The sequence below is a fragment of the Variovorax trehalosi genome (genome assembly GCF_051216415.1).
Taxonomy (GTDB): Bacteria; Pseudomonadota; Gammaproteobacteria; order Burkholderiales; family Burkholderiaceae_C; genus Variovorax.
The window spans coordinates 217,460-238,557 of record NZ_JBPJZG010000007.1; the positions used below are offsets into that span (position 1 = coordinate 217,460).

General features: G+C 65.3%; 23 protein-coding genes and 1 tRNA gene. 17 read left to right on the forward strand and 7 right to left on the reverse strand.

Annotated features, from left to right (window positions below; all coding sequences use genetic code 11):
- Window positions 1-11 precede the first annotated feature (11 nt).
- Genes ACSFA7_RS25755 through ACSFA7_RS25765 form a run of 3 tightly spaced genes read left to right on the forward strand, consistent with a single transcriptional unit; the run spans window position 12 to window position 2,214 of the window.
- Window positions 12-908 (forward strand): ABC transporter permease, encoded by an 897-nt coding sequence (locus tag ACSFA7_RS25755; RefSeq protein WP_435501984.1) that lies wholly within the window; start codon window positions 12-14, stop codon window positions 906-908.
- Window positions 908-1,702, forward strand: a complete 795-nt coding sequence (locus ACSFA7_RS25760) for an ABC transporter ATP-binding protein (protein WP_206175191.1) — start codon at window positions 908-910, stop codon at window positions 1,700-1,702. Before ACSFA7_RS25755 ends, ACSFA7_RS25760 begins: the two co-directional genes overlap by 1 nt.
- Window positions 1,702-2,214, forward strand: coding sequence for a GNAT family N-acetyltransferase (locus ACSFA7_RS25765; protein WP_435502122.1), 513 nt, complete (start codon window positions 1,702-1,704; stop codon window positions 2,212-2,214). Before ACSFA7_RS25760 ends, ACSFA7_RS25765 begins: the two co-directional genes overlap by 1 nt.
- A 25-nt stretch (window positions 2,215-2,239) precedes the next feature.
- Here the strand turns inward: ACSFA7_RS25765 and ACSFA7_RS25770 are convergent, their stop codons facing one another.
- Entirely contained in the window at window positions 2,240-2,518 is a 279-nt protein-coding gene (locus ACSFA7_RS25770) for a hypothetical protein (protein ID WP_435502123.1), read from the reverse strand.
- Between the two features lie 101 nt (window positions 2,519-2,619).
- Between ACSFA7_RS25770 and hemA the strand changes: the two genes are divergently transcribed.
- The 6 genes from hemA (at window position 2,620) to paeA (ending at window position 8,160) form a co-directional block, all read left to right on the forward strand.
- The gene (hemA, locus tag ACSFA7_RS25775) at window positions 2,620-3,891 is read left to right on the forward strand and encodes a glutamyl-tRNA reductase (protein WP_435501985.1); all 1,272 of its coding nucleotides are present in this window, start codon (window positions 2,620-2,622) and stop codon (window positions 3,889-3,891) included.
- 97 nt (window positions 3,892-3,988) lie between these two features.
- A complete protein-coding gene (gene prfA, locus ACSFA7_RS25780; RefSeq protein WP_435501986.1) occupies window positions 3,989-5,077 on the forward strand; it encodes a peptide chain release factor 1 in 1,089 nt (362 codons plus the stop codon).
- Window positions 5,077-5,925 (forward strand): peptide chain release factor N(5)-glutamine methyltransferase, encoded by an 849-nt coding sequence (gene prmC / locus ACSFA7_RS25785; protein WP_435501987.1) that lies wholly within the window; start codon window positions 5,077-5,079, stop codon window positions 5,923-5,925. Before prfA ends, prmC begins: the two co-directional genes overlap by 1 nt.
- Before the next feature lie 31 nt (window positions 5,926-5,956).
- Window positions 5,957-6,283 (forward strand): Grx4 family monothiol glutaredoxin, encoded by a 327-nt coding sequence (gene grxD, locus ACSFA7_RS25790; RefSeq protein ID WP_013543189.1) that lies wholly within the window; start codon window positions 5,957-5,959, stop codon window positions 6,281-6,283.
- 16 nt (window positions 6,284-6,299) lie between these two features.
- Window positions 6,300-6,824 (forward strand): cupin domain-containing protein, encoded by a 525-nt coding sequence (locus ACSFA7_RS25795; protein WP_435501988.1) that lies wholly within the window; start codon window positions 6,300-6,302, stop codon window positions 6,822-6,824.
- 52 nt (window positions 6,825-6,876) lie between these two features.
- The gene (gene paeA / locus ACSFA7_RS25800) at window positions 6,877-8,160 is read left to right on the forward strand and encodes a polyamine export protein PaeA (protein ID WP_435501989.1); all 1,284 of its coding nucleotides are present in this window, start codon (window positions 6,877-6,879) and stop codon (window positions 8,158-8,160) included.
- Between the two features lie 60 nt (window positions 8,161-8,220).
- Here paeA and ACSFA7_RS25805 read toward each other — a convergent pair whose 3' ends face one another.
- Both ACSFA7_RS25805 and ACSFA7_RS25810 read right to left on the reverse strand, forming a co-directional pair.
- Entirely contained in the window at window positions 8,221-8,901 is a 681-nt protein-coding gene (locus ACSFA7_RS25805; protein ID WP_435502124.1) for a lytic transglycosylase domain-containing protein, read from the reverse strand.
- Between the two features lie 53 nt (window positions 8,902-8,954).
- The gene (locus ACSFA7_RS25810; RefSeq protein WP_435501990.1) at window positions 8,955-10,700 is read right to left on the reverse strand and encodes a proline--tRNA ligase; all 1,746 of its coding nucleotides are present in this window, start codon (window positions 10,698-10,700) and stop codon (window positions 8,955-8,957) included.
- 145 nt (window positions 10,701-10,845) lie between these two features.
- On the opposite strand from ACSFA7_RS25810, the gene ACSFA7_RS25815 reads away from it, so the two are divergent.
- Together ACSFA7_RS25815 and ACSFA7_RS25820 are read left to right on the forward strand one after the other, a co-directional pair.
- Window positions 10,846-11,514, forward strand: coding sequence for an RNA pyrophosphohydrolase (locus tag ACSFA7_RS25815; RefSeq protein WP_435502125.1), 669 nt, complete (start codon window positions 10,846-10,848; stop codon window positions 11,512-11,514).
- Window positions 11,462-12,055, forward strand: a complete 594-nt coding sequence (locus tag ACSFA7_RS25820; protein ID WP_435501991.1) for a CNP1-like family protein — start codon at window positions 11,462-11,464, stop codon at window positions 12,053-12,055. The genes ACSFA7_RS25815 and ACSFA7_RS25820 overlap by 53 nt, the downstream gene beginning before the upstream one ends.
- A 57-nt stretch (window positions 12,056-12,112) precedes the next feature.
- Here ACSFA7_RS25820 and proB read toward each other — a convergent pair whose 3' ends face one another.
- The 4 genes from proB to rplU all read right to left on the reverse strand — a co-directional run bounded on the left by proB (window position 12,113) and on the right by rplU (window position 15,061).
- Complete coding sequence (gene proB, locus ACSFA7_RS25825) at window positions 12,113-13,252, reverse strand: glutamate 5-kinase (protein ID WP_435501992.1); 1,140 nt, start codon at window positions 13,250-13,252, stop codon at window positions 12,113-12,115.
- A 76-nt stretch (window positions 13,253-13,328) separates the two neighbouring features.
- Entirely contained in the window at window positions 13,329-14,405 is a 1,077-nt protein-coding gene (gene cgtA, locus ACSFA7_RS25830; RefSeq protein ID WP_435501993.1) for an Obg family GTPase CgtA, read from the reverse strand.
- A 71-nt stretch (window positions 14,406-14,476) separates the two neighbouring features.
- Entirely contained in the window at window positions 14,477-14,737 is a 261-nt protein-coding gene (gene rpmA, locus ACSFA7_RS25835) for a 50S ribosomal protein L27 (RefSeq protein WP_013543198.1), read from the reverse strand.
- Between the two features lie 12 nt (window positions 14,738-14,749).
- On the reverse strand, window positions 14,750-15,061 hold the full coding sequence (gene rplU / locus ACSFA7_RS25840) for a 50S ribosomal protein L21 (protein WP_042578903.1): 312 nt from the start codon (window positions 15,059-15,061) through the stop codon (window positions 14,750-14,752).
- 183 nt (window positions 15,062-15,244) lie between these two features.
- Between rplU and ACSFA7_RS25845 the strand changes: the two genes are divergently transcribed.
- From ACSFA7_RS25845 to coaE, 6 genes are all read left to right on the forward strand, one after another.
- The gene (locus ACSFA7_RS25845; RefSeq protein WP_435501994.1) at window positions 15,245-16,237 is read left to right on the forward strand and encodes a polyprenyl synthetase family protein; all 993 of its coding nucleotides are present in this window, start codon (window positions 15,245-15,247) and stop codon (window positions 16,235-16,237) included.
- Window positions 16,238-16,289: 52 nt separating this feature from the next.
- Window positions 16,290-16,366, forward strand: a tRNA-Pro gene (locus ACSFA7_RS25850).
- 112 nt (window positions 16,367-16,478) lie between these two features.
- Window positions 16,479-18,212, forward strand: coding sequence for a type IV-A pilus assembly ATPase PilB (gene pilB, locus ACSFA7_RS25855; RefSeq protein WP_435501995.1), 1,734 nt, complete (start codon window positions 16,479-16,481; stop codon window positions 18,210-18,212).
- 24 nt (window positions 18,213-18,236) lie between these two features.
- Window positions 18,237-19,469: a type II secretion system F family protein gene (locus tag ACSFA7_RS25860; RefSeq protein ID WP_435501996.1), complete on the forward strand. Its 1,233-nt coding sequence runs from the start codon at window positions 18,237-18,239 to the stop codon at window positions 19,467-19,469.
- A complete protein-coding gene (locus ACSFA7_RS25865; protein WP_435501997.1) occupies window positions 19,469-20,434 on the forward strand; it encodes a prepilin peptidase in 966 nt (321 codons plus the stop codon). Before ACSFA7_RS25860 ends, ACSFA7_RS25865 begins: the two co-directional genes overlap by 1 nt.
- A 10-nt stretch (window positions 20,435-20,444) precedes the next feature.
- Window positions 20,445-21,053 (forward strand): dephospho-CoA kinase, encoded by a 609-nt coding sequence (gene coaE, locus ACSFA7_RS25870; RefSeq protein WP_435501998.1) that lies wholly within the window; start codon window positions 20,445-20,447, stop codon window positions 21,051-21,053.
- The last annotated feature ends 45 nt before the right edge of the window (window positions 21,054-21,098 follow it).

The window sequence follows — 21,098 nt, forward strand, 5'->3', positions numbered from 1 at the left end:
CCAGCTTCTTTATGTCGCTCATCGCTTCGCTGGGCGCCATCGAGATCGGTCTGATATTCGGACTGGTCGCGTTGGGCGTCTTCATGTCGTTTCGCATCATCAATTTTCCCGACCTCACGGTGGACGGCAGCTTTCCGCTGGGCGCCGCCGTGGCCGCGACGCTGATCGTCCTGGATTGGAACCCGGTGGCCGCCACCGCGGTCGCCTGCGTCGCCGGCGCCGCTGCGGGCTGGGTCACGGCCTGGCTCAACGTCAAGCTCAAGATCATGCAGTTGCTCGCGAGCATCCTGGTGATGATCGCGCTGTACTCCGTCAACCTGCGCGTGATGGGCAAGCCCAACGTGGCGCTGATCACCGAGCCGACCGTGTTCACCATGGTCGACTTCGGCGGCATGCCCGAGCAGTGGGCCAAGCCGCTGTTGCTGCTGCTCATCGTCATCATCGCGAAGATCGTGGTCGACATGTTCTTCGCCTCCGAAGCCGGCCTGGCGATGCGCGCCACCGGCGGCAACGCCCGAATGGCGCGGGCGCAGGGCATCTCGACCGACTTCCACACGATGGCGGGCCTGGCGCTGTCGAACGCGCTTGTGGCGCTGGCCGGCGCGCTGTTCGCGCAGAGCCAGGGCACGGCCGACATCTCGATGGGCGTGGGCACGATCGTGATCGGCTTGGCCGCGGTGATCATCGGCGAGACGCTGCTGCCCGCGCGCAGCATGGTGATCACCACGCTGGCCTGCGTGCTGGGGGCGCTGCTCTACCGCTTCTTCATCGCGATGGCACTGAACACCGACTTCATGGGCCTGCAGGCGCAGGACCTGAACCTGGTGACCGCCGTGCTGGTGGCGTTCGCGCTGCTGGTGCCCGCCTACAAGCGCAAGCTGGGCGGTCTCTTCAAGGGGAAGAACTGATGCTGCGCGCCCAACAACTGGAGATGACTTTCAACCCGGGCACGCCGATCGAGAACCGCGTGCTGCGCGGGCTCAGCCTGGAAATTCCGACCGGCCAGTTCGTCACCGTGATCGGCTCGAACGGCGCGGGCAAGTCGACCTTTCTCAATGCAGTGAGCGGCGACCTGATCGTCGACAAGGGCAGCATCGAGATCGACGGCAAGGACGTGACCCGCATGAACGCCTGGCAGCGCTCGGGCATGGTGGCCCGCGTGTTCCAGGACCCGATGGCCGGCACCTGCGAGGCGCTGACCATCGAGGAGAACATGGCGCTGGCGTGGAAGCGCGGCGAGCGGCGAGGCTTCGGCTTCTCGCTCAATCGGAGCCTGCGCGAGCTGTTCCGCGAGAAGCTGTCGATCCTGAAGCTGGGGCTCGAAAACCGGCTGGCCGACCGCATCGGCCTGCTTTCGGGCGGCCAGCGGCAGGCAGTGAGCCTCTTGATGGCCTCGCTCAAGCCCTCGCGCATCCTGCTGCTGGACGAGCACACGGCGGCACTCGACCCGAAGACGGCGGCTTTCGTGCTGGAGCTGACCGCCAGGATCGTCGAGGGAAGCCAGCTGACCGCAATGATGGTCACGCACAGCATGCGGCAGGCGCTGGACTACGGTTCGCGCACCGTCATGCTGCACGAGGGGCAGGTGATCCTCGACGTGGCCGGGCCAGAACGCTCGGGCCTCGACGTGCCCGACCTGCTGCGGATGTTCGAGCAGACGCGCGGCGAGAAGCTCGATGACGACAAGCTGCTGCTGGCTTGATGGTGGAAAGCGCCGTCTTCGTACGGGCGATGCGCGCCGACGATCTGGAGGCGGTGCTCGCCATCCAGCTCGCCTGCTACGGCGCGGGCTTCGTGGAGGACGGCGCGCTGATCGCGCGGCGATTGGCTGCGGCGCCGGAGACCGGCTGGGTGGCTGGTCACGAGGGCACCGTCCGGGGGTACCTGGCGGCCTATCCCTCGATCGCCGGCAAGCTCACGGCGCTGCATGGCGAATTCGAGGTCGCACCGGAAGCCGATGCGCTGTACCTGCATGACCTGGCGGTGCACCCGGCCGCTTCAGGTCTGGGACTCGGGCCGCGGCTCGTGCGGCATGCGTGGGAGCACGCGGCGCAGGCCGGCTGGCGGCAATCGACGCTGGTGTCGGTGCAGGCGTCGGTGGGTTTCTGGGAGCGGCAGGGCTATGTGGCGACGCAGCCGGACGGCTCGGCGCAGCAGGCGCGGCTAGCGACTTACCCCGGCGACGCGGTCTACATGGTTCGCCGCGTCGGCTGAACCTGTTATTTTTACCTGTTGTTTTTCAGCGGCGCCAACCGCGCATGGCGAGCCACTGCACGGTGCCGCAGACCGCCACCAGCGCGGCATAGGTCGTCATCACGCCATCGCGGCCGAACACCACCAAGCCTGCGACGAGGACCAGCACGCCGGCGCCAAAGGTGATTGCCCACTGCACCCACCAGCGCCGCGCGCCGGTGCTGCGCCCACCGAGAAAACGTGCCACGGCGGCCAGCACCAGGGCGACGAAGGCCGCGGGTGCGACGAAGTTGAGCAGGTGGTTCAGGAGGGCCGGCAGGTCCATCGGGCGGGCCGCGAACATGCGGCAAGGGTTATGGCTGTCATAGGGAAAGCCATTTATCCCTCGGCGAGCCTGGTTCGGTTGCTGATTTTATAATCACGCCCATGTCTGTCTGGGCTCTTGGCTTGAACCACACGACCGCGCCGCTCGATCTGCGCGGTCGTTTTGCGTTTGCGCTCGACCAGATTGCCCCGACGCTGCAGAGCCTGCGCAGTTCCTTCCCGAGCAGCCGCCACCCCCAGGTGGAAGCCGCGATCATCTCGACCTGCAACCGCACCGAGATCTACTGCGCCTCCGAACACATCGCCCTCGACCACACCTTCGGTTGGCTCGCCGAGAGCGGCGGCGTGGCCCCCACCCTGCTGCGCTCCCACGCCTACACCCTGCATGACGACGAGGCTGCGCGCCACGTCTTCCGCGTGGCCAGCGGGCTCGACTCGATGGTGCTCGGCGAGGCCCAGATCCTCGGCCAGATGAAAGACGCGGTGCGCGCGGCCGAAAACGTCGGCGCCCTGGGCACCACGCTCAACCAGCTGTTCCAGCGCTCGTTCGCCGTCGCCAAGGAAGTGCGCACAGCCACAGAAATCGGCGCACATTCGATCAGCATGGCCGCCGCGGCCGTGCGGCTGGCCGGGCAACTCTTCGAAGACCTGCGCAAGACGCGCGTGCTGTTCGTCGGCGCGGGCGAAATGATCGACCTCGCGGTCACGCACTTCGCGGCCAAGGAGCCGAAGTCCATCGCCATTGCCAACCGCACGCTCGAACGCGGCGAAAAGCTCGCCACGCGCTTCGGCGGCGAGGCGATGCGGCTGGCCGACCTGCCGGCGCGGCTGGCCGAATTCGACATCGTGGTGAGCTGCACCGCGAGCACGCTGCCGATCATCGGCCTGGGTGCCGTCGAGCGCGCGCTCAAGGCGCGCAAGCACCGCCCGATCTTCATGGTCGACCTGGCCGTGCCGCGCGACATCGAGCCCGAAGTGAAGGCGCTCGAAGACGTTTACCTCTACACCGTGGACGACCTCGCGCACGTGGTGCAACAGGGCCAGGCCAACCGCCAGGCGGCGGTGGCGCAGGCCGAGGTGATCATCGATGCCGGCGTGCAGAGCTTCATGCACTGGCTGGGCCAGCGCAGCACGGTGCCGCTGATCCAGCAGCTCAACGCACAGGCCGACGAATGGCGCGCCGCCGAGATGTCACGGGCGCGCAAGCTGCTGGCCAAGGGCGAATCGGTCGATGCGGTGCTCGAGGCGATGTCGCGCGGACTCACGCAGAAGATGATGCACGGCGCGATGGCCGAGCTGCATGCGGGCGATGCCGCATCGCGCGAACAGACGGCGCAGATGATCTCGCGCCTGTTCCTGCGCAAAGAGCGTTAGCGACGCTCGTCAGCGGCCCGGCCCTGCGTGCCGCGGTCTCCCTGCGCCCTGCCGCTCCACGCGGCATTCGTCCCCCATTTTTCGAGCCCCTTCTTCCGTGAAATCCTTTCTGCGCCATCAACTCGAACGCTACGTCCAGCGCCTGGGCGAGCTCGACTTCCTGCTCTCGCGCGAAGACATCATGAGCGACATGGCGCAGTACCGCACCATCTCGCGCGAACACGCCGAGATCACGCAGATCGCCGGGCGCTATGAGCGCTACAAGCAGCGCGAGGCCGACATCGCCGGTGCGAAGGAAATGCTCGACGACCCGGACATGGCCGAGATGGCGCGCGACGAAATCGCCGGCGCCGAAGCCGAACTGGTGCAGCTCGAAGAGGAACTGCAGCGCCTGCTGCTGCCCAAGGATCCCGACGACGCGCGCAACGCCTTCATGGAAATCCGTGCCGGCACGGGCGGCGACGAATCGGCGCTTTTTGCGGGCGACCTGCTGCGCATGTACACGCGCTACTGCGAGCGTGCGGGCCTGCGCTGCGAGATCGTGAGCGAAAGCGCGAGCGAACTCGGCGGCTACAAGGAAGTGGTGATCCGCATCGTCGGCGACGAAGTCTTCGGCAAGCTGCGCTTCGAATCGGGCGGCCACCGCGTGCAGCGCGTGCCGGCCACAGAGACACAGGGCCGCATCCACACCAGCGCCTGCACGGTCGCCGTGCTGGCCGAGCCCGACGAAACCGTGGCGGTACAGATCAACCCCGCGGACCTGCGCATCGACACCTACCGCGCGAGTGGCGCCGGCGGCCAGCACATCAACAAGACCGACTCGGCCGTGCGCATCACGCACATCCCGACCGGCATCGTGGCCGAGTGCCAGGACGACCGCAGCCAGCACCGCAACAAGGCCAAGGCGCTGCAGGTGCTGTCGGCGCGCATCCAGGAGAAGGACCGCAGCGAGCGTGCCGCCAAGGACGCAGCGATGCGCAAGGGCCTGATCGGCAGCGGCGACCGCTCGGACCGCATCCGCACCTACAACTTTCCGCAAGGGCGGCTCACCGACCACCGGATCAACCTCACGCTCTACAAGCTGCTGGCGATCATGGAAGGCGACCTCGGCGACGTGTTGGACGCCCTGCGCGCCGCGCGCGAAGCCGAGCAACTGGCCGAGCTGGAATCGAGCCTGCCCGCGTGATGACCGAAGCCACCGCACCGTCCACCGTGGCGCAGGCGCTCACTGCGGCCGTGGCCCTGGGCGTCGATCGGCTCGATGCCCAGCTGCTGCTGTTGCACGCACTGGGCCGCGCGCCGCACGACCGTGCCTGGCTGCTGGCGCACGACACGGATGCCATGTCCGACGCCGCCTGGGCGGCGCTTGCGGCACAGCTGTCGCGCCGCCTGGCGGGCGAGCCAGTGGCCTATCTGCTTGGCATGAAGGAATTCCACGGCCTCGACTTGCAGGTCGACGCGCGGGTGCTGGTGCCTCGCCCGGACACCGAGACGCTGGTCGACTGGGCGCTGCAGTGCCTCGAAGGTCAAAGCGCCCCGCGCGTGCTCGACCTCGGCACGGGCAGCGGCGCGATCGCGCTGGCGCTGCAGCATGCGCGCCCCGATGCGCAGGTCGATGCCGTCGATGCCAGTGCCGACGCGCTGGCCGTCGCAGAGGCCAACGCCCGGCGCCTCGGCCTGCCGGTGCGCTTTGCCCAGGCCCATTGGCTCGACGGCGCCGCCGACGGCTACACGGTCATCGCCAGCAATCCGCCGTACATCGCCGCCAATGACCTGCATCTGCCCGCGCTGCAGCACGAGCCGTCCTCCGCGCTGGTCGCGGGCGCGGACGGGCTCGACGACATCCGCCAGATCGTCCAGCACGCCCCCGATCACCTCGTCGACGGCGGCTGGCTGCTGCTCGAACACGGCCATGACCAGGCCGCAGTCGTGCGCCAGCTGCTCGAAACCCGCGGTTTCGCCGAAGTCCAAAGCCGGGACGACCTGGCAGGCATCCAGCGCTGCTCGGGCGGAATCTGGCGCGCGGTGAAATAATCCCCTCAGCCCCCACTTTTCAGGAGTCCCCATGTCCGACGCCCAGCAACGCATCGACGACCTCGTCAAAACCAACGAACTCGTGCTCTTCATGAAGGGCAATGCCAGCTTCCCGATGTGCGGTTTCTCGGGCCGCGCAATCCAGATCCTCAAGGCCGTGGGCGTCGATACCAAGACGCTCAAGACCGTCAACGTGCTCGAAGACGACGGCATCCGCCAGGGCATCAAGGAATACAGCAACTGGCCCACGATCCCCCAGCTCTACGTGAAGGGCGAATTCGTCGGCGGCTCGGACATCATGATGGAGATGTACGAATCGGGCGAGCTGCAGCAGGTGCTGAACGGCAACCCTGCCTGATTCCCCGGGGCTTGCCATGAGCCACGATCACGCGGACCACGGCCACCCGCACGACCATCCAGGCGATGGCGACGAGGCCGCCCCGGCCTGGAAGCACGACGGTGTGCGCGTGATCGGAGCCAACCAGCTCGACGTCAACACGGCGCAGACGCCCGGCATGAACCGGGCCGCCGCCATCAACTTCGCCCGCGTGGGCGCGCAGAAGCTCTGGGCCGGCACGGTGACGATCCATGCCGATGCCAAGACCGGCGCCCATCACCACGGGCACCTCGAATCGGTGATTTACGTCGTGCGCGGCCGGGCCCGCATGCGATGGGGCGAAAAGCTCGAATTCACCGCCGAGGCCGGACCGGGCGACTTCATCTACGTGCCGCCCTATGTGCCGCACCAGGAAATCAATGCGAGCGCGACCGAGACACTCGAATGCGTGCTGTGCCGCAGCGATGGCGAGGCGGTGGCGGTGAACCTCGATATCGAGCCTGTCGAGAAACCCGAATCGGTCCTGTGGGTCGACCCGACCCATCCGCACGGCGGCGTCTGAGGGTTTTTCGCGGGCCGAGTCATGGCACCATGGCACTCTTCGCCGTGCCACCATGAACCTCACCCAAAGCCTGCTCATCATCGTCTTGCTGATCGCGATGAGCGCGTTCTTCTCCCTTGCCGAAATCACCCTGGCCGCCTCGCGGCGCCTTCGCCTGCGCCAGATGGCGGACGAGGGCGATCCGCGGGCCGAGCGCGTGCTGCGCGTGCAGGAGCAGCCCGGCCATTACTTCACCGTGGTGCAGATCGGCCTCAACGCAGTGGCGATCCTCGGCGGTGTCGTGGGTGAGGGCTCGCTCAGCCCGTATTTCGCGCGTTTCTTCGAGAGTTGGCTGAGCGTGGAAGCGTCCGCGAACGTGGCGTTCCTCTGCTCGTTCGTGATCGTCATCGCGGTGTTCCTGGTGTTCGCCGACCTGTTCCCCAAGCGCCTGGGCATGAGCGACCCGGAGCGCATCGCGGTGCGCATGGTCGGGCCGATGCTGCTGCTGATCACCACCTTCAAGCCACTGGTCTGGTTCTTCACCCGCTGCACCGACCTGCTGTTCAAGGTGCTCGGCATGCCGATGGCGCGTGACGACAAGATCACTTCGGCCGACATCCTCGCGATGACCGAAGCGGGTGCTCGCGCGGGCGTCCTCGCGGTGCGCGAGCAGCAGGTGATCGCCAACGTGTTCGAGCTGGAGACGCGCCTGGTGAGCAGCGTGATGACGGCGCGCGACAGCATCGCCTGGTTCCTGCACGACGATCCCGAGTCGGTGCTGCGCGCCCGCATCGTGGCCGAGCCTTTTTCAGCCTATCCGGTGTGCGACGGCGACATCGACCATGTGCTCGGTTATGTCGATGCCAAGGACATGTTCCAGCGCGTGCTCAGCGGCCAGCCGCTGGCCTTCGACCAGGGCCTCACGCTGCACAAGGCACTGGTGATTCCCGACCGTCTCTCGCTGACCGAAGTGCTCGAGCAGTTCCAACAGGCGCATGAAGACTTCGCGATCATCGTCAACGAGTACAGCCTGGTGGTGGGCGTGATCACGCTCAACGACGTGATGAGCACGGTGATGGGCGACCTCGTCTCGATGCCCGACGAGGAGCAGATCGTGAAGCGCGACGAGAACTCGTGGCTGATCGATGGCATCACGCCGATCCAGGACGTGCAGCGCGCGCTGCAGATCGACGAGCTGCCGCATGCGGACGAATACGAGACGCTCGCGGGCTTCCTGATGGTGATGCTGCGCCGTGTACCGAAGCGGACGGACAGTGTGACCTGGGCCGGCTACACCTTCGAGGTGATGGACGTGGACAGCTACCGCATCGACCAGGTCATGGTCACAAAGACCTAGCTCGAAGTTCTGGCTCGCACCGCTGGGCAGGCCGCTTTCGCATATTCGCGAAAGTGAGATTCAAGCTGCCGAACGGTCCTTTTCGCGCTCGCGATCTCTTTCGCGTTCCCGTGCCTTGTCGTCGTAGGCCCAGAGCCGCTGGTTCGCGAAGACCGCATTCGGGTACGGCGACTTGCCGCGGCTGCCGTTGTAGCGGCCGAGCGTCATGTACAGGTCGCCGTTCTCACGGTCGAGGTAGTGGCGCAGGATCACGCAGCCGAAGCGCAGATTGGTCTGCATGTGGAAGAGCTTGGCCGAATCGCTGTCGCCGATCACGCGGGTCCAGAACGGCATGACCTGCATGTAGCCACGGGCGCCAGCGCTCGACACGGCGAACTTGCGGAAGTTGCTCTCGACCTGCACCAGCCCGAGCACCAGGCTCACGTCGAGCCCCGAGCGCTTGGCCTCGTACCAGATGGTCTGCAGGAATTCCTTGCGCGAAGGCCAGTCGGCGATCTTCTTCTTGAGCCGCTCGCTCATTTCGCCGAGCCAGCGCAGGTAGGCCAGGCGCGCCTCGGTGGTCGTGAACTCCGGCACCGGCGGCGCCTTGTTGTGGATGGCCGAACTCAACGCGGTGCGCACCGAGTCGATCAGGGGCTCTTCGATCTGGGCACCGGCAAATGCGGCCTGCGGCAACGCCGTCAGCGACAGGACGCCCGAAGCCGCGGCAACGCCGAGGCATTTGCGCCGCGAGATGGCCATGCCATCCGCCGCGGCGGCTGCCCTTGGGTCGTCGTTGCAACGGCCGGTGAAGCTCATGCGGCGAGCTTGCCGGCGATGAAGTCGGCGATACCGGCCGACGGCACCTTCGTCGCAGCCGTGTCGCGGCGATGCTGGTATTCGAGCTGGCCTTCCTTCAGGCCGCGGTCGGAGATGACCACGCGGTGCGGCACGCCGATCAGTTCCCAGTCGGCGAACATCGCGCCGGGGCGCTCGCCGCGGTCGTCGAGCAGCACGTCGACGCCCTTGGCGAGCAGCGTCTCATAGAGCGCCTCGGCGGCCACCTTGACCTCGGGGCTGCGGTCCATGCCGATCGGGCAGACCACCACGGTGAACGGCGCCAGCGCGTCGGGCCAGATGATCCCGCGCTCGTCGTGGTTCTGCTCGATGGCGGCGGCCGGCAGGCGGGTGATGCCGATGCCATAGCAGCCCATCTCGAGGAACTGGGGCTTGCCACCTTCGTCCAGGTACGTGGCGTTCATGTCCTTGCTGTACTTGGTGCCCAGCACGAAGACGTGCCCGACCTCGATGCCGCGTTCGATGGCCAGCACGCCCTTGCCGTCGGGCGAGGCGTCTCCCGCCACCACGTTGCGCAGGTCGGCCACGATTTCCGGTTCGGGCAGGTCGCGGCCCCAGTTGACGCCGGTCATGTGGAAGTCGACTTCGTTGGCACCGGTAATCCAGTCGGCCAGCACGGCAGCCTCGCGGTCTGCCACCAGCTTGACGGGCTTCTTGAGGTTCAGCGGGCCGAGATAGCCGGGCTTGCAGCCGAAGTGCTCGTCGATCTCGGCGAGGGTCGCGAAGCGGAAGCCCTGGTCCAGGCCTGGCACCTTGCTGACCTTGATCTCGTTCATGTCGTGGTCGCCGCGCAGGAGCAGCAGCCAGACCTGCGAGCCCTTCGGGTTGCCGGCCTCGTCGAGGAGGTCGGTGGCCAGCACCAGCGACTTGATGGTGGTTGCAAGCGGCACGCCGAGCAGCTCGGCCACGTCGGCGCAGGTGCTCTTGCCGGGGGTCGGCGTCTTCTCGAGCGCCTTGGCGGCCGCGGGGCGCGGGCCGGCCGGGGCGAGCGCCTCTGCCTTTTCCATGTTGGCGGCGTAATTGCTGTCGGGACAGTAGACGATGGCGTCCTCGCCCGTGGCGGCGATCACCTGGAATTCTTCGCTCAGGTCGCCGCCGATGGCGCCGCTGTCGGCCGCCACGGCGCGGTAACGCAGGCCGAAGCGGTCGAAGATGTTGCGGTAGGCCTGCGCCATGACCTGGTAGCTGGCCTTGGCCGCGTCGAGGTCGCGGTCGAAGCTGTAGGCGTCCTTCATGATGAATTCGCGCCCGCGCATCAGGCCGAAGCGCGGACGGCGCTCGTCGCGGAACTTGGTCTGGATCTGGTAGAAATTCTTCGGCAGCTGCTTGTAGCTACGGATTTCCTGGCGCGCGATGTCGGTCACCACCTCTTCGCTGGTCGGCTGGATCACGAAGTCGCGGTCATGCCGGTCCTTGATGCGCAAGAGTTCGGGGCCCATCTTCTCGAAGCGGCCGGTCTCCTGCCAGAACTCGGCCGGCTGGACCACCGGCATCGTCAGCTCGACGGCGCCGGCGCGGTTCATTTCTTCCCGCACGATCGCCTCGACCTTGCGGATCACGCGCAGCCCCATCGGCATGTAGGTGTAGATGCCCGTGCCGAGCTTCTTGATCATGCCGGCCCGCATCATCAGCCGATGGCTCGCGACCTCGGCATCGGCGGGCGCTTCCTTGAGGGTGGAGACAAAAAATCGGGAAGCTTTCATCGGGATCGGTGTGCTGAATTCGCTGGATTCGACGTTCGGAAGTGGGGGACTGCTCCCCCGGAGAGACCCTGAGAGCCTGCATCGCAGCTTGCCGAGGGCAACCCGGCATGCATAATCGACTCAGTTCAAAAATTGGGGTTTGATTATGCTCGACCGGGACGGCTTCAGGCCCAACGTCGGCATCATCCTGCTCAACCAGAGAAACCAGGTTTTCTGGGGCAAACGCATACGCACGCATTCCTGGCAGTTTCCGCAAGGCGGCATAGACCGCGGCGAAAGTCCCGAGCAAGCCATGTTCCGGGAACTGCACGAGGAAGTGGGGCTCCATCCGGAGCATGTGCGCATCGTGGCCCGTACCCGCGACTGGTTGCGCTACGAGGTGCCGGATCGGTTCATCCGCCGTGACGCACGGGGCCACTACAAGGGCCAGAAACAAATCTGGTATTTGCTGCAACTCACCGGCCACGACTGGGATCTCAACCTGCGTGCAACCGACCATCCCGAATTCGACGCCTGGCGCTGGCATGACTACTGGGTGCCGCTCGACGTTGTCGTCGAGTTCAAGCGCGGCGTCTACGAGATGGCGCTCACCGAGCTTGCTCGCTACCTGCCACGGCAGGATTTCCGCAACCGCTTCCTGCGCAGCAACGTGCGCGCCCGAGAATTCGAGCGCCATCCGCTGGACGCCGGAGCGCCCGCGGGCCTCGACCTGCCGCCCGGCGGCAGTTTCGATCCGCATCCCGACATTCCCTCTGCGAGCGATGAACCTCCTCCTCCCAACAGCAACGCGCCTTTCTTTCCGACGCAACGTTGAGCGCGTCCTTCTTCTCGCCTGCTTCGGCATCCTCGCCGGCTGCGCCTCGGGCAAGTACGACACCGACAACCCCGACTGGGCGCAGGCGGGTTCGGCGCCCGCACCCAAGCGGTCCGAGACGGACAAGGAGTGGGAGGAAACCAAAGCGCCCCCACCCCCGGCATTCAGCGAAAGCCGTCTGCTGCCGATCGAGATGCCTCCGTACATGACCCTGAAGTTCGGCATCGATCCGGGAACGATCACGATCACGCCCGACGGCATCGTGCGCTACGTGGTGGTGGCCAGCAATCGCAGCGGCGGCGCCGTCAACGCCTTCTACGAAGGCGTGCGTTGCTCGACCGCCGAGATGAAGAGCTATGCGCGCTACAACAACGGCACATGGCAGGAAGTGACGAAGCAGGAATGGAAGCGCATCAACGACCTGAACTCGCGCTACACGGTGGCGCTGTCCAGCCAGGGCATCTGCCGCGGCAACGCGCCGCGCAGCTCGGTCGGGGAAATGGTGCAGAACATCCGCAATCCGGTTCGCGAAGTGCAGTAAGCAAAGCGACGCCGAGATGAAAGAACGGGGCCCTGGGCCCCGTTTTTCTTTTGCCAATCAGCTGGGCATCAGCACCATGTTGTCGCGGTGAACCATCTCCGGCTCCGCGACATAGCCCAACAAGCGCTCGAACTCGCCGGACGGCTTGCGGCACAAGAGGCGCGCTTCCACGCTCGAATAGTTGGCCAGGCCTCGGGCCAGCTCGACACCCTCCGCGTCGCGCACCGCGATCACGTCGCCGCGCGAGAACTCGCCCGACACGCCCGTCATGCCGATCGGCAGCAGGCTCTTGCCCTCGGCACGCACCTTGGCCGCGGCACCCGCGTCGACGACGACGGCGCCGCGCAGTTGCAGATGGTCGGCCATCCAGCGCTTGCGCGCCTGGTGCTTGGCCGTCTGCGCCACCAGCAGCGTGCCGATGGACTCGCCGCGCGTCAGGCGCAGCAGGGCGTCGGCCTCGCGGCCCCAGGCGATCACGGTCGATGCGCCCGAGCCGGCCGCGCGCTTGGCGGCCAGGATCTTGGTGATCATCCCGCCGCGGCCGATGCTGGAGCCCGCGCCGCCCGCCATGGCCTCGAGCGCCGGATCGCCGGCCGCTGCTTCGTGCACGAATTTCGCGTCCGGGTCCTTGCGCGGGTCGGCCGTATAGAGGCCCTTCTGGTCCGTGAGGATGATCAGCGCATCGGCTTCGACGAGGTTGGCCACGAGCGCACCGAGCGTATCGTTGTCGCCGAACTTGATCTCGTCGTTGACGACGGTGTCGTTCTCGTTGATGACCGGCACCACGCCCAGGCGCAGCAGCGTGACGAGGGTCGAGCGCGCATTGAGGTAGCGCTCGCGGTCGGCGAGGTCGGCGTGGGTCAGCAAGACCTGGGCGCTGCCGATCTCGTTTTCGCGCAGCTTGGTCTCGTACATCTGGGCCAGGCCCATCTGACCGACGGCCGCGGCAGCCTGGAGTTCGTGAATCTCGTGGGGCCGGGTGCGCCAGCCGAGGCGCTTCATGCCTTCAGCGATGGCGCCGCTGGACACCATCACGACCTCGCGGCCGTCGCGAACCAGCTGCGCGAGCTGTCGGCACCACTCGCCGATGGCGGCCTCGTCGAGACCACGCCCCTCATTGGTCACGAGGCTGGAGCCCACCTTGACGACGATACGGCGGGCATCCCGCAAGGCAGTGGATCCGGAATTCGAGGTCATGGAGGAGTGTCGCGGTCGTGAGTGCTGCTGATTTTGTGATCTACCGATGAGCATCGATTCCGATGCCCCGCCGCACTCAGGCCGGATCGGGCGGCAGCGGGACAAAGCGCGGATCGACCTCGACCGGCTCCTGTTCCGCCACCTGCTGGGCCTTGACCTGCTGGTAGACGGCCTGCACCAGATGCTCGCAGCCCTCGCGCGTGAGCGCCGATATCTCGAACACCGGGCCCTTGAAACGCAGTCGCTTGACGAAGTCCTTGACCAGCGCCGCGCGTTCGTCGCCGGGCACCATGTCGAGCTTGTTCAGCACCAGCCAACGCGGCTTGTCGTACAGCGCTGCGTCGTATTTCTTCAGCTCGCCCACGATGGCCTTGGCCTGGGCGACCGGGTCGACGGCATCGTCGAACGGTGCCATGTCGATCACATGCAGCAGCAGCCGCGTGCGTTGCAGATGGCGCAGGAAGAGATGACCGAGTCCAGCGCCTTCGGACGCGCCTTCGATCAGGCCAGGCAGGTCGGCCACCACGAAGCTCTGCTCCGGACCGACGCGCACGACGCCGAGATTCGGATGGAGGGTGGTGAAGGGATAGTCCGCAATACGGGGCCGTGCGTTCGAGATGGCGCTGATCAGCGTCGACTTGCCCGCATTCGGCATGCCGAGCAGGCCGACGTCAGCCAGCACCTTCAACTCGAGCTTGAGGCTCTTCTTTTCACCGGGCCAGCCGGGCGTCTTCTGGCGCGGTGCACGGTTGATGGCGCTCTTGAAACGCATGTTGCCGAAGCCGCCATCACCGCCCTTGGCGATGGTGATGACTTCGCCTTCGGTCAGGAGCTCGTACAGCACTTCGCCCGTTTCGGCGTCGGTGATGATCGTGCCGACCGGCACCCTGAGCGTGATGTCGTCGCCCGCGGCGCCGAACATGTCGGAGCCCATGCCGTGCTCGCCGCGCTTGGCTTCGTGCCGACGCGAATAGCGGAAATCGACCAGGGTGTTGAGGTTCGAGTCGGCCACCGCGAAAACGTGGCCGCCGCGGCCGCCATCGCCGCCATTGGGGCCGCCGAATTCCTTGTACTTCTCATGACGGAACGACACGCAGCCGTTGCCGCCATCGCCGGCGGCGATGTCGATGAAGGCTTCGTCGACGAACTTCATGGGATGTCCAGTTTACAAATGAAGAAGCCCCGGCAAAGCGGGGCCTCGGGCTGATCGAAGTGACGCGAGGCTTACGCCGCGGGGGTCACGTTGACCATGTGCTTGTTGAGCGCACCCTTGTGACCGAACGACACATGGCCGTCGACCAGTGCAAATAGCGTGTGGTCCTTGCCCACGCCGACGTTCACGCCGGGGTGGAACTGGGTGCCGCGCTGGCGCACGATGATCGAGCCTGCGCTGATCAGTTCACCGCCGAACGCCTTCACGCCGAGCATCTTGGGCTTGGAATCGCGCCCGTTTCGCGTTGAGCCGCCGCCTTTTTTCTGTGCCATGGAATGTGCTCCTTAGCCGGCGATCGCGCCGATTTGCAGTTCGGTGAACTGCTGGCGATGGCCTTGACGTTTCTGATAGTGCTTGCGACGGCGCATCTTAAAGATGCCGACCTTGTCGTGCTTGCCGTGCGACAGTACTGTGACTGTCACCGTTGCGCCGGACACCAGGGGCGTGCCAACCTTGATTTCAGCGCCGTTTCCGACAGCCAGAACCTGGTCGATCACGATTTCCTGGCCTACGTCCGCAGCAATCTGTTCTACTTTAATTTTTTCGCCGGAAGCAACGCGATACTGCTTGCCGCCGGTTTTTATGACCGCGTACATGTAAGACCTCTTAGAAATGAGTCTCTGCAGCGAATTCCGCAGAGCCCAAGATTATAGCGCGGTTTGTGCTTGCTAACACCCATTGCCTCCGCCGAGCCCCGGCAAGCAGGCCGCCCTCCCTATAATTTGCGCCTTCCGGCCCCTGGGCCGCCTTCATCTTCAGCAGCGCCCCGCGCCCCCGCTTTGCCAGTCCCCGCCGCCGACACCTCCCCCACCGCCACCGTGCTGGACCTGATTGCCGGCGACATGGTCGAAGTCGACCGCGTGATCGCGCGCCGCCTCGATACGGGCGTGCCGCTGGTCAGCCAAGTCTCCCAATACATCATCTCCGCTGGCGGCAAGCGCCTGCGGCCCGCACTGCTGCTGCTGATGTCCGGCGCACTGGGCTATACAGGCGAGCAACGCTTCAACCTGGCCGCCGTGGTGGAATTCATCCACACCGCCACACTGCTGCACGACGACGTGGTTGACGAATCGACCCTGCGACGTGGACGGGCAACCGCCAACGAATCCTTCGGCAACCCGGCCAGCGTGCTGGTCGGCGACTTTCTGTACTCGCGCGCATTTCAGATGATGTTGGATGCAAACAACATTCGCGTGATGGAAATCCTGGCCGAAGCAACCAACGTGATCGCCGAGGGCGAGGTGCTTCAGTTGATGAACATGCACGACGCATCGCTGGACGAAACGGCGTACCTGCGCGTGATCCGCTCGAAGACCGCCAAGCTTTTCGAAGCCAGCACCCGGCTTGCCGCCGTGCTGGCCGGCGTCGCGCCGGAAGTCGAGGAGGCCTGCGCCACTTATGGACAGGCACTGGGCACCGCCTTCCAGGTGATCGACGATGTTCTTGATTACGCAGGTGATGCCCAGGAAACCGGAAAAAACGTCGGCGACGACCTCCGCGAAGGCAAGACAACGCTTCCCCTCATCTTTGCCATGCAGCGAGGCACCCCCGCGCAAAGCGGGCTGGTGCGCGCCGCCATCGAGGCCGGTGACACAGCTCAATTGGGCAAGGTGGTAGAGATCGTTCGCGAAACCGGTGCGCTGGATGCATCCCGCGCCGCCGCCGCGGCCGAAGCCAAACGCGCAATAGATGCATTGCGCGACTTTCCGTCCAATTCGCATGCTTCCGGTTTGCTACAATTGGCGGCTCAGTTGCTTGAGCGACGTGCCTGAAACACCTCTCCAGAGTTGGCATCTAGGACGACTTCTTTTTCTTGCAACCAATCGGGGTGTAGCTTAGCCTGGTAGAGCGCTACGTTCGGGACGTAGAGGCCGGAGGTTCGAATCCTCTCACCCCGACCAGCCTTTGGCTGGCACAAATAATGGCCATCCCTGTTGCTGTGTAGCGATTTACAGCACAGGGGCGATGAGCGATGATCGTGAAGCACTTTCTCACATCTTTTGCATTCGCTGAATGGCCGCTGCCGAACTTCCAGTTAAAGAACTCTCGCAGATTGCCCTCCCGGGCTTGGCGCGCGCTCTCGTTTCGGCCGGCAAACTGCCTGCAAGAATCGCCGAGGACATCTACCAGAAGTCCCTGAGCGGTCGCACCAGCTTCATCGCGGAGCTGACCGGCACCGGCGCCGTTTCGGCAGCGGATCTCGCCCACACCCTTTCCACCGCGTTCGGCGCCCCGTTGCTCGATCTCGATGCGATTGATCAACAGCGCCTGCCCAAGGACCTGCTCGATCCCAAGCTGTGCCTCGCGTACCGCATCGTCGTCCTCAGCAAGCGCAACAACCGCCTTATCGTCGCGACGGCCGATCCGTCGGACCAGCAGGCGGCGGAAAAGATCAAGTTCGCCTCCCAGATGGGGGTCGACTGGGTCATCGCGGAATACGACAAGCTCTCGCGAATGATCGAAGCCGCCGCGGCGACTGCAGCGGAGACCATCAACAGCATCGTCGGCGCCGAGTTCGAATTCGACGATGTCGGCGCCGATACCTCGGGCGATGCCAGCGAACAAGCTGTTGCCGAGGTGGAAGATGCGCCGGTCGTGCGCTTTCTGCACAAGATGCTGCTCGACGCAGTCAGCATGCGAGCCTCGGACATTCATTTCGAGCCTTACGAGCATCACTACCGCGTGCGTTTTCGGGTCGACGGCGAACTGCGCGAAATCGCGAGCCCGCCCACGGTCATCAAGGACAAGCTGGCGTCCCGCATCAAGGTCATTTCCCGGCTCGACATCTCCGAAAAACGCGTGCCGCAGGACGGCCGCATGAAGCTCAAGATCGGGCCGGACCGCGTGATCGACTTTCGCGTGAGCACGTTGCCCACGCTGTTCGGCGAGAAGATCGTGGTTCGTATTCTTGATCCCAGCAGTGCCCGCCTGGGCATCGATGCGCTGGGCTACGACGCTGTCGAAAAGGAACGGCTCCTCCATGCGATCGGCCGCCCTTACGGCATGGTGCTCGTCACCGGCCCGACGGGCTCGGGCAAGACGGTGTCGCTCTACACCTGCCTGAACCTGCTGAACCAGCCGGGCGTCAACATCGCGACGGCGGAAGACCCGTCCGAAATCAACCTGCCCGGCGTCAACCAGGTCAACGTCAACGAACGGGCCGGACTGACCTTCGCCACGGCGCTGCGCGCCTTCCTGCGCCAGGATCCCGACATCATCATGGTTGGCGAAATTCGCGACCTCGAAACGGCCGATATCTCGATCAAGGCCGCGCAGACCGGTCACCTGGTGCTCTCGACGCTGCACACCAACGACGCGCCCACCACGCTTACGCGCATGCGCAACATGGGCATCGCGCCGTTCAACATCGCGTCGAGCGTGATCTTGATCACCGCGCAACGGCTCGCGCGCCGCTTGTGCACCGTATGCCGCGTCCCAGTCGACATCCCACGGGAAGCGCTGCTCGAGGCGGGCTTCAAGGAGTCGGACCTAGACGGCACGTGGAAGCCTTACCGGCCCGTCGGCTGCTCCGCATGCAGCGGGGGCTACAAGGGCCGGGTCGGCATCTACCAGGTGATGCCGATCACCGAGGCCATCCAGGAAATCATCCTGCGCGATGGCAGCGCGCTCGACATCGCGCAGCAATCCGAAGCCGAGGGCGTGCGTTCGCTGCGCCAGTCGGGCCTCGGAAAAGTCATGCAGGGGCTCACTTCGCTCGAAGAAGTGGTGGCCTGCACCAACGAATAACGAACACCGAATACCGGAGATCGAATGGCAACAGTGGCATCCCCCCGCTCCTCCCAGATCACGCACAAGGAATTTGTCTTCGAGTGGGAAGGCAAGGACCGCAACGGCAAGCTGGTGCGCGGCGAACTCCGGGCCGCCGGCGAGAACCAGGTGCAGGCTGCGCTGCGCCGCCAGGGCGTGCTCGCCTCCAAGATCAAGAAGCGTCGCTTGCGCTCGGGCAAAGCCATCAAGCCCAAGGACATCGCGATCTTCACGCGCCAGTTGGCGACGATGATGAAGGCCGGCGTGCCGTTGATGCAGTCCTTCGACATCGTCGGTCGCGGCAATGCGAATGCGAGCGTTGCAAAGCTGCTCAACGACATCCGCAGCGATGTGGAAACCGGCACGTCGTTATCGGGCGCCTTTCGCAAGTTTCCGAAGTACTTCGACAACCTTTACTGCAACCTGGTGGAAGCCGGCGAAGCGGCCGGTATTCTCGAAGAGTTGCTCGATCGTCTTGCCACCTACATGGAAAAGACCGAGGCGATCAAGTCGAAGATCAAGTCAGCGTTGATGTATCCGATCTCGGTGATCGTCGTCGCTTTCGTGGTGATCGCGATCATCATGATCTTCGTCATTCCGGCCTTCAAGCAGGTGTTCACCTCGTTCGGCGCCGACCTGCCCGCGCCGACGTTGATTGTTATCGGCATGAGCGAGTTCTTCGTTTCTTACTGGTGGCTGATCTTCGGCGGACTTGGCGGCGGACTTTACTTTTTCATGCAGGCATGGAAACGCAATGAGCGCTTTCAAAAGGTCATGGACCGCGTGCTTCTGCGCATCCCCATTTTCGGCGTGCTGATCGAGAAGTCCTGCGTGGCCCGCTGGACCCGGACGCTGGCCACCATGTTCGCAGCAGGCGTACCGTTGGTCGAAGCGCTCGATTCGGTGGGCGGTGCCTCGGGCAACACCGTATACGGCGACGCCACGGCCAAGATTCAGCAAGAGGTCTCGACCGGCACCAGCCTGACTACGGCCATGACCAACGTCAATCTCTTCCCCTCGATGGTGATCCAGATGACCGCCATCGGCGAAGAATCCGGCTCCATCGATCACATGCTGGGCAAAGCTGCCGACTTCTACGAGTCCGAGGTGGACGACATGGTCGCTGGCCTCTCCAGCCTGATGGAGCCCATCATCATCGTGTTTCTCGGCACGATCATCGGCGGCATCGTGGTCGCCATGTACCTGCCCATCTTCAAGCTCGGCCAAGTCGTCTGATGTCGGTTTCGCAAGGGTTCGACGCCGTCCTGGCCGGCGTGCTGGGGCTATTGATCGGCAGCTTCCTCAATGTCGTGATCTACCGGACGCCGATCATGATGTACCGCGCCTGGCTCTCCGATGCCGTCGCCAACCTGATGACGTCGAGGGACGCGCCTTCGCTCTGGTCGCTGGTCTTCGGCCCGAAGACCTCGCCGCCCGCAGGGCTCGAAGCCGCGGCGGACAAGGCCGCAACGGCGATCGAGAACCTCCCGCCCTTCGATCTCACCCGCCCCGCCTCGCGCTGCGGCGCCTGCGGCCACAAGATCCGCTGGTACCAAAACGTCCCCGTCCTGAGCTACCTGTTCCTGCGCGGCCGCTGCGCTTCGTGCAAGACCTCGATCAGCCCGCGCTATCCCTTGGTCGAGCTGGTCACCGGCGCCCTCTTCGCCCTGTGCGGCTGGCGTTTCGGCCTTACACCCACCGGCGCCTTGTGGGCAGCGTTCGCTGCGCTGCTGATCTGCCAGTTCCTGATCGATTTCGACACCCAGTTCCTGCCCGATTCGCTGAACTACACCCTCCTCTGGCTCGGCCTTGTCGGCGCGGCCATGGGCTGGACCGGCGTGCCCCTGAGCTCGGCCGTGTGGGGCGCCGTGTTCGGCTACCTGAGCCTCTGGCTTGTGTACCATGCCTACCGCCTGGTCACGGGCAAGGAAGGCATGGGCTATGGAGACTTCAAACTGCTCGCGGCACTGGGCGTCTGGCTCGGCGCCGACTACCTCATCGCCATCATCCTCGTCTCTTCACTGGTGGGCGCCGTGATCGGTATCACCCTGCGCGTCGTCGGCAAGCTGGCGCACAAGGACATCCCCATCGCGTTCGGTCCCTTCCTGGCCGGCGCGGGCCTCGTCTGCCTCGTGATCGGTCCTGAACTCGTGCGGCAATGGGTTCCCTTCGCGTTCCCGCTCGGCGCGCTGATCCATTGAGAATCCGGGCATGGTTCGGCGCATCGGCCTGACGGGCGGCATTGGCAGCGGCAAGAGCACCGTTGCCGGGCTGCTGGTTGCCCAGGGCGCCGTGCTGGTCGACACCGATGCGATCGCACGCAGCATCGCGCAGGCCGGTGGTATCGCTATGCCTGCGCTCGAGGCCGCCTTCGGCCGCAGCGTCATCGCTCCGGACGGGGGCCTCGACAGAGCCGCCATGCGCCAGATCGTGTTCGCCGATGCGGGCGCCAAGCTCCGGCTCGAATCCATCCTGCATCCGCTGATCGGCACGGAAACCCAACGCCAGGCTGCGGCCGCGGGCGAAGACGCCGTCGTGGTCTTCGACGTGCCGCTTCTCGTCGAATCCGGACGCTGGCGCGCCATCGTTGACCGGGTGCTGGTGGTCGATGCCACCGAGGCCACGCAGCTCCAGCGCGTCGTCGCGCGCTCGGGCTGGACGCCCGATGCCGTCAACGCGGTGATCGCCCAGCAGGCGCCGCGCAAGACGCGCCGGGCGGCCGCCGATGCGGTGATTTACAACGAGTCATTGACGCTCGCGGAACTCGAAATCGAAGTGCAGGGTCTCTGGAAGCTGTGGGCTGCGGCCACCACGCGATAATCCGAGACCTGCCGCTGCCGCGGCCGCATAACGATTACGACAAAA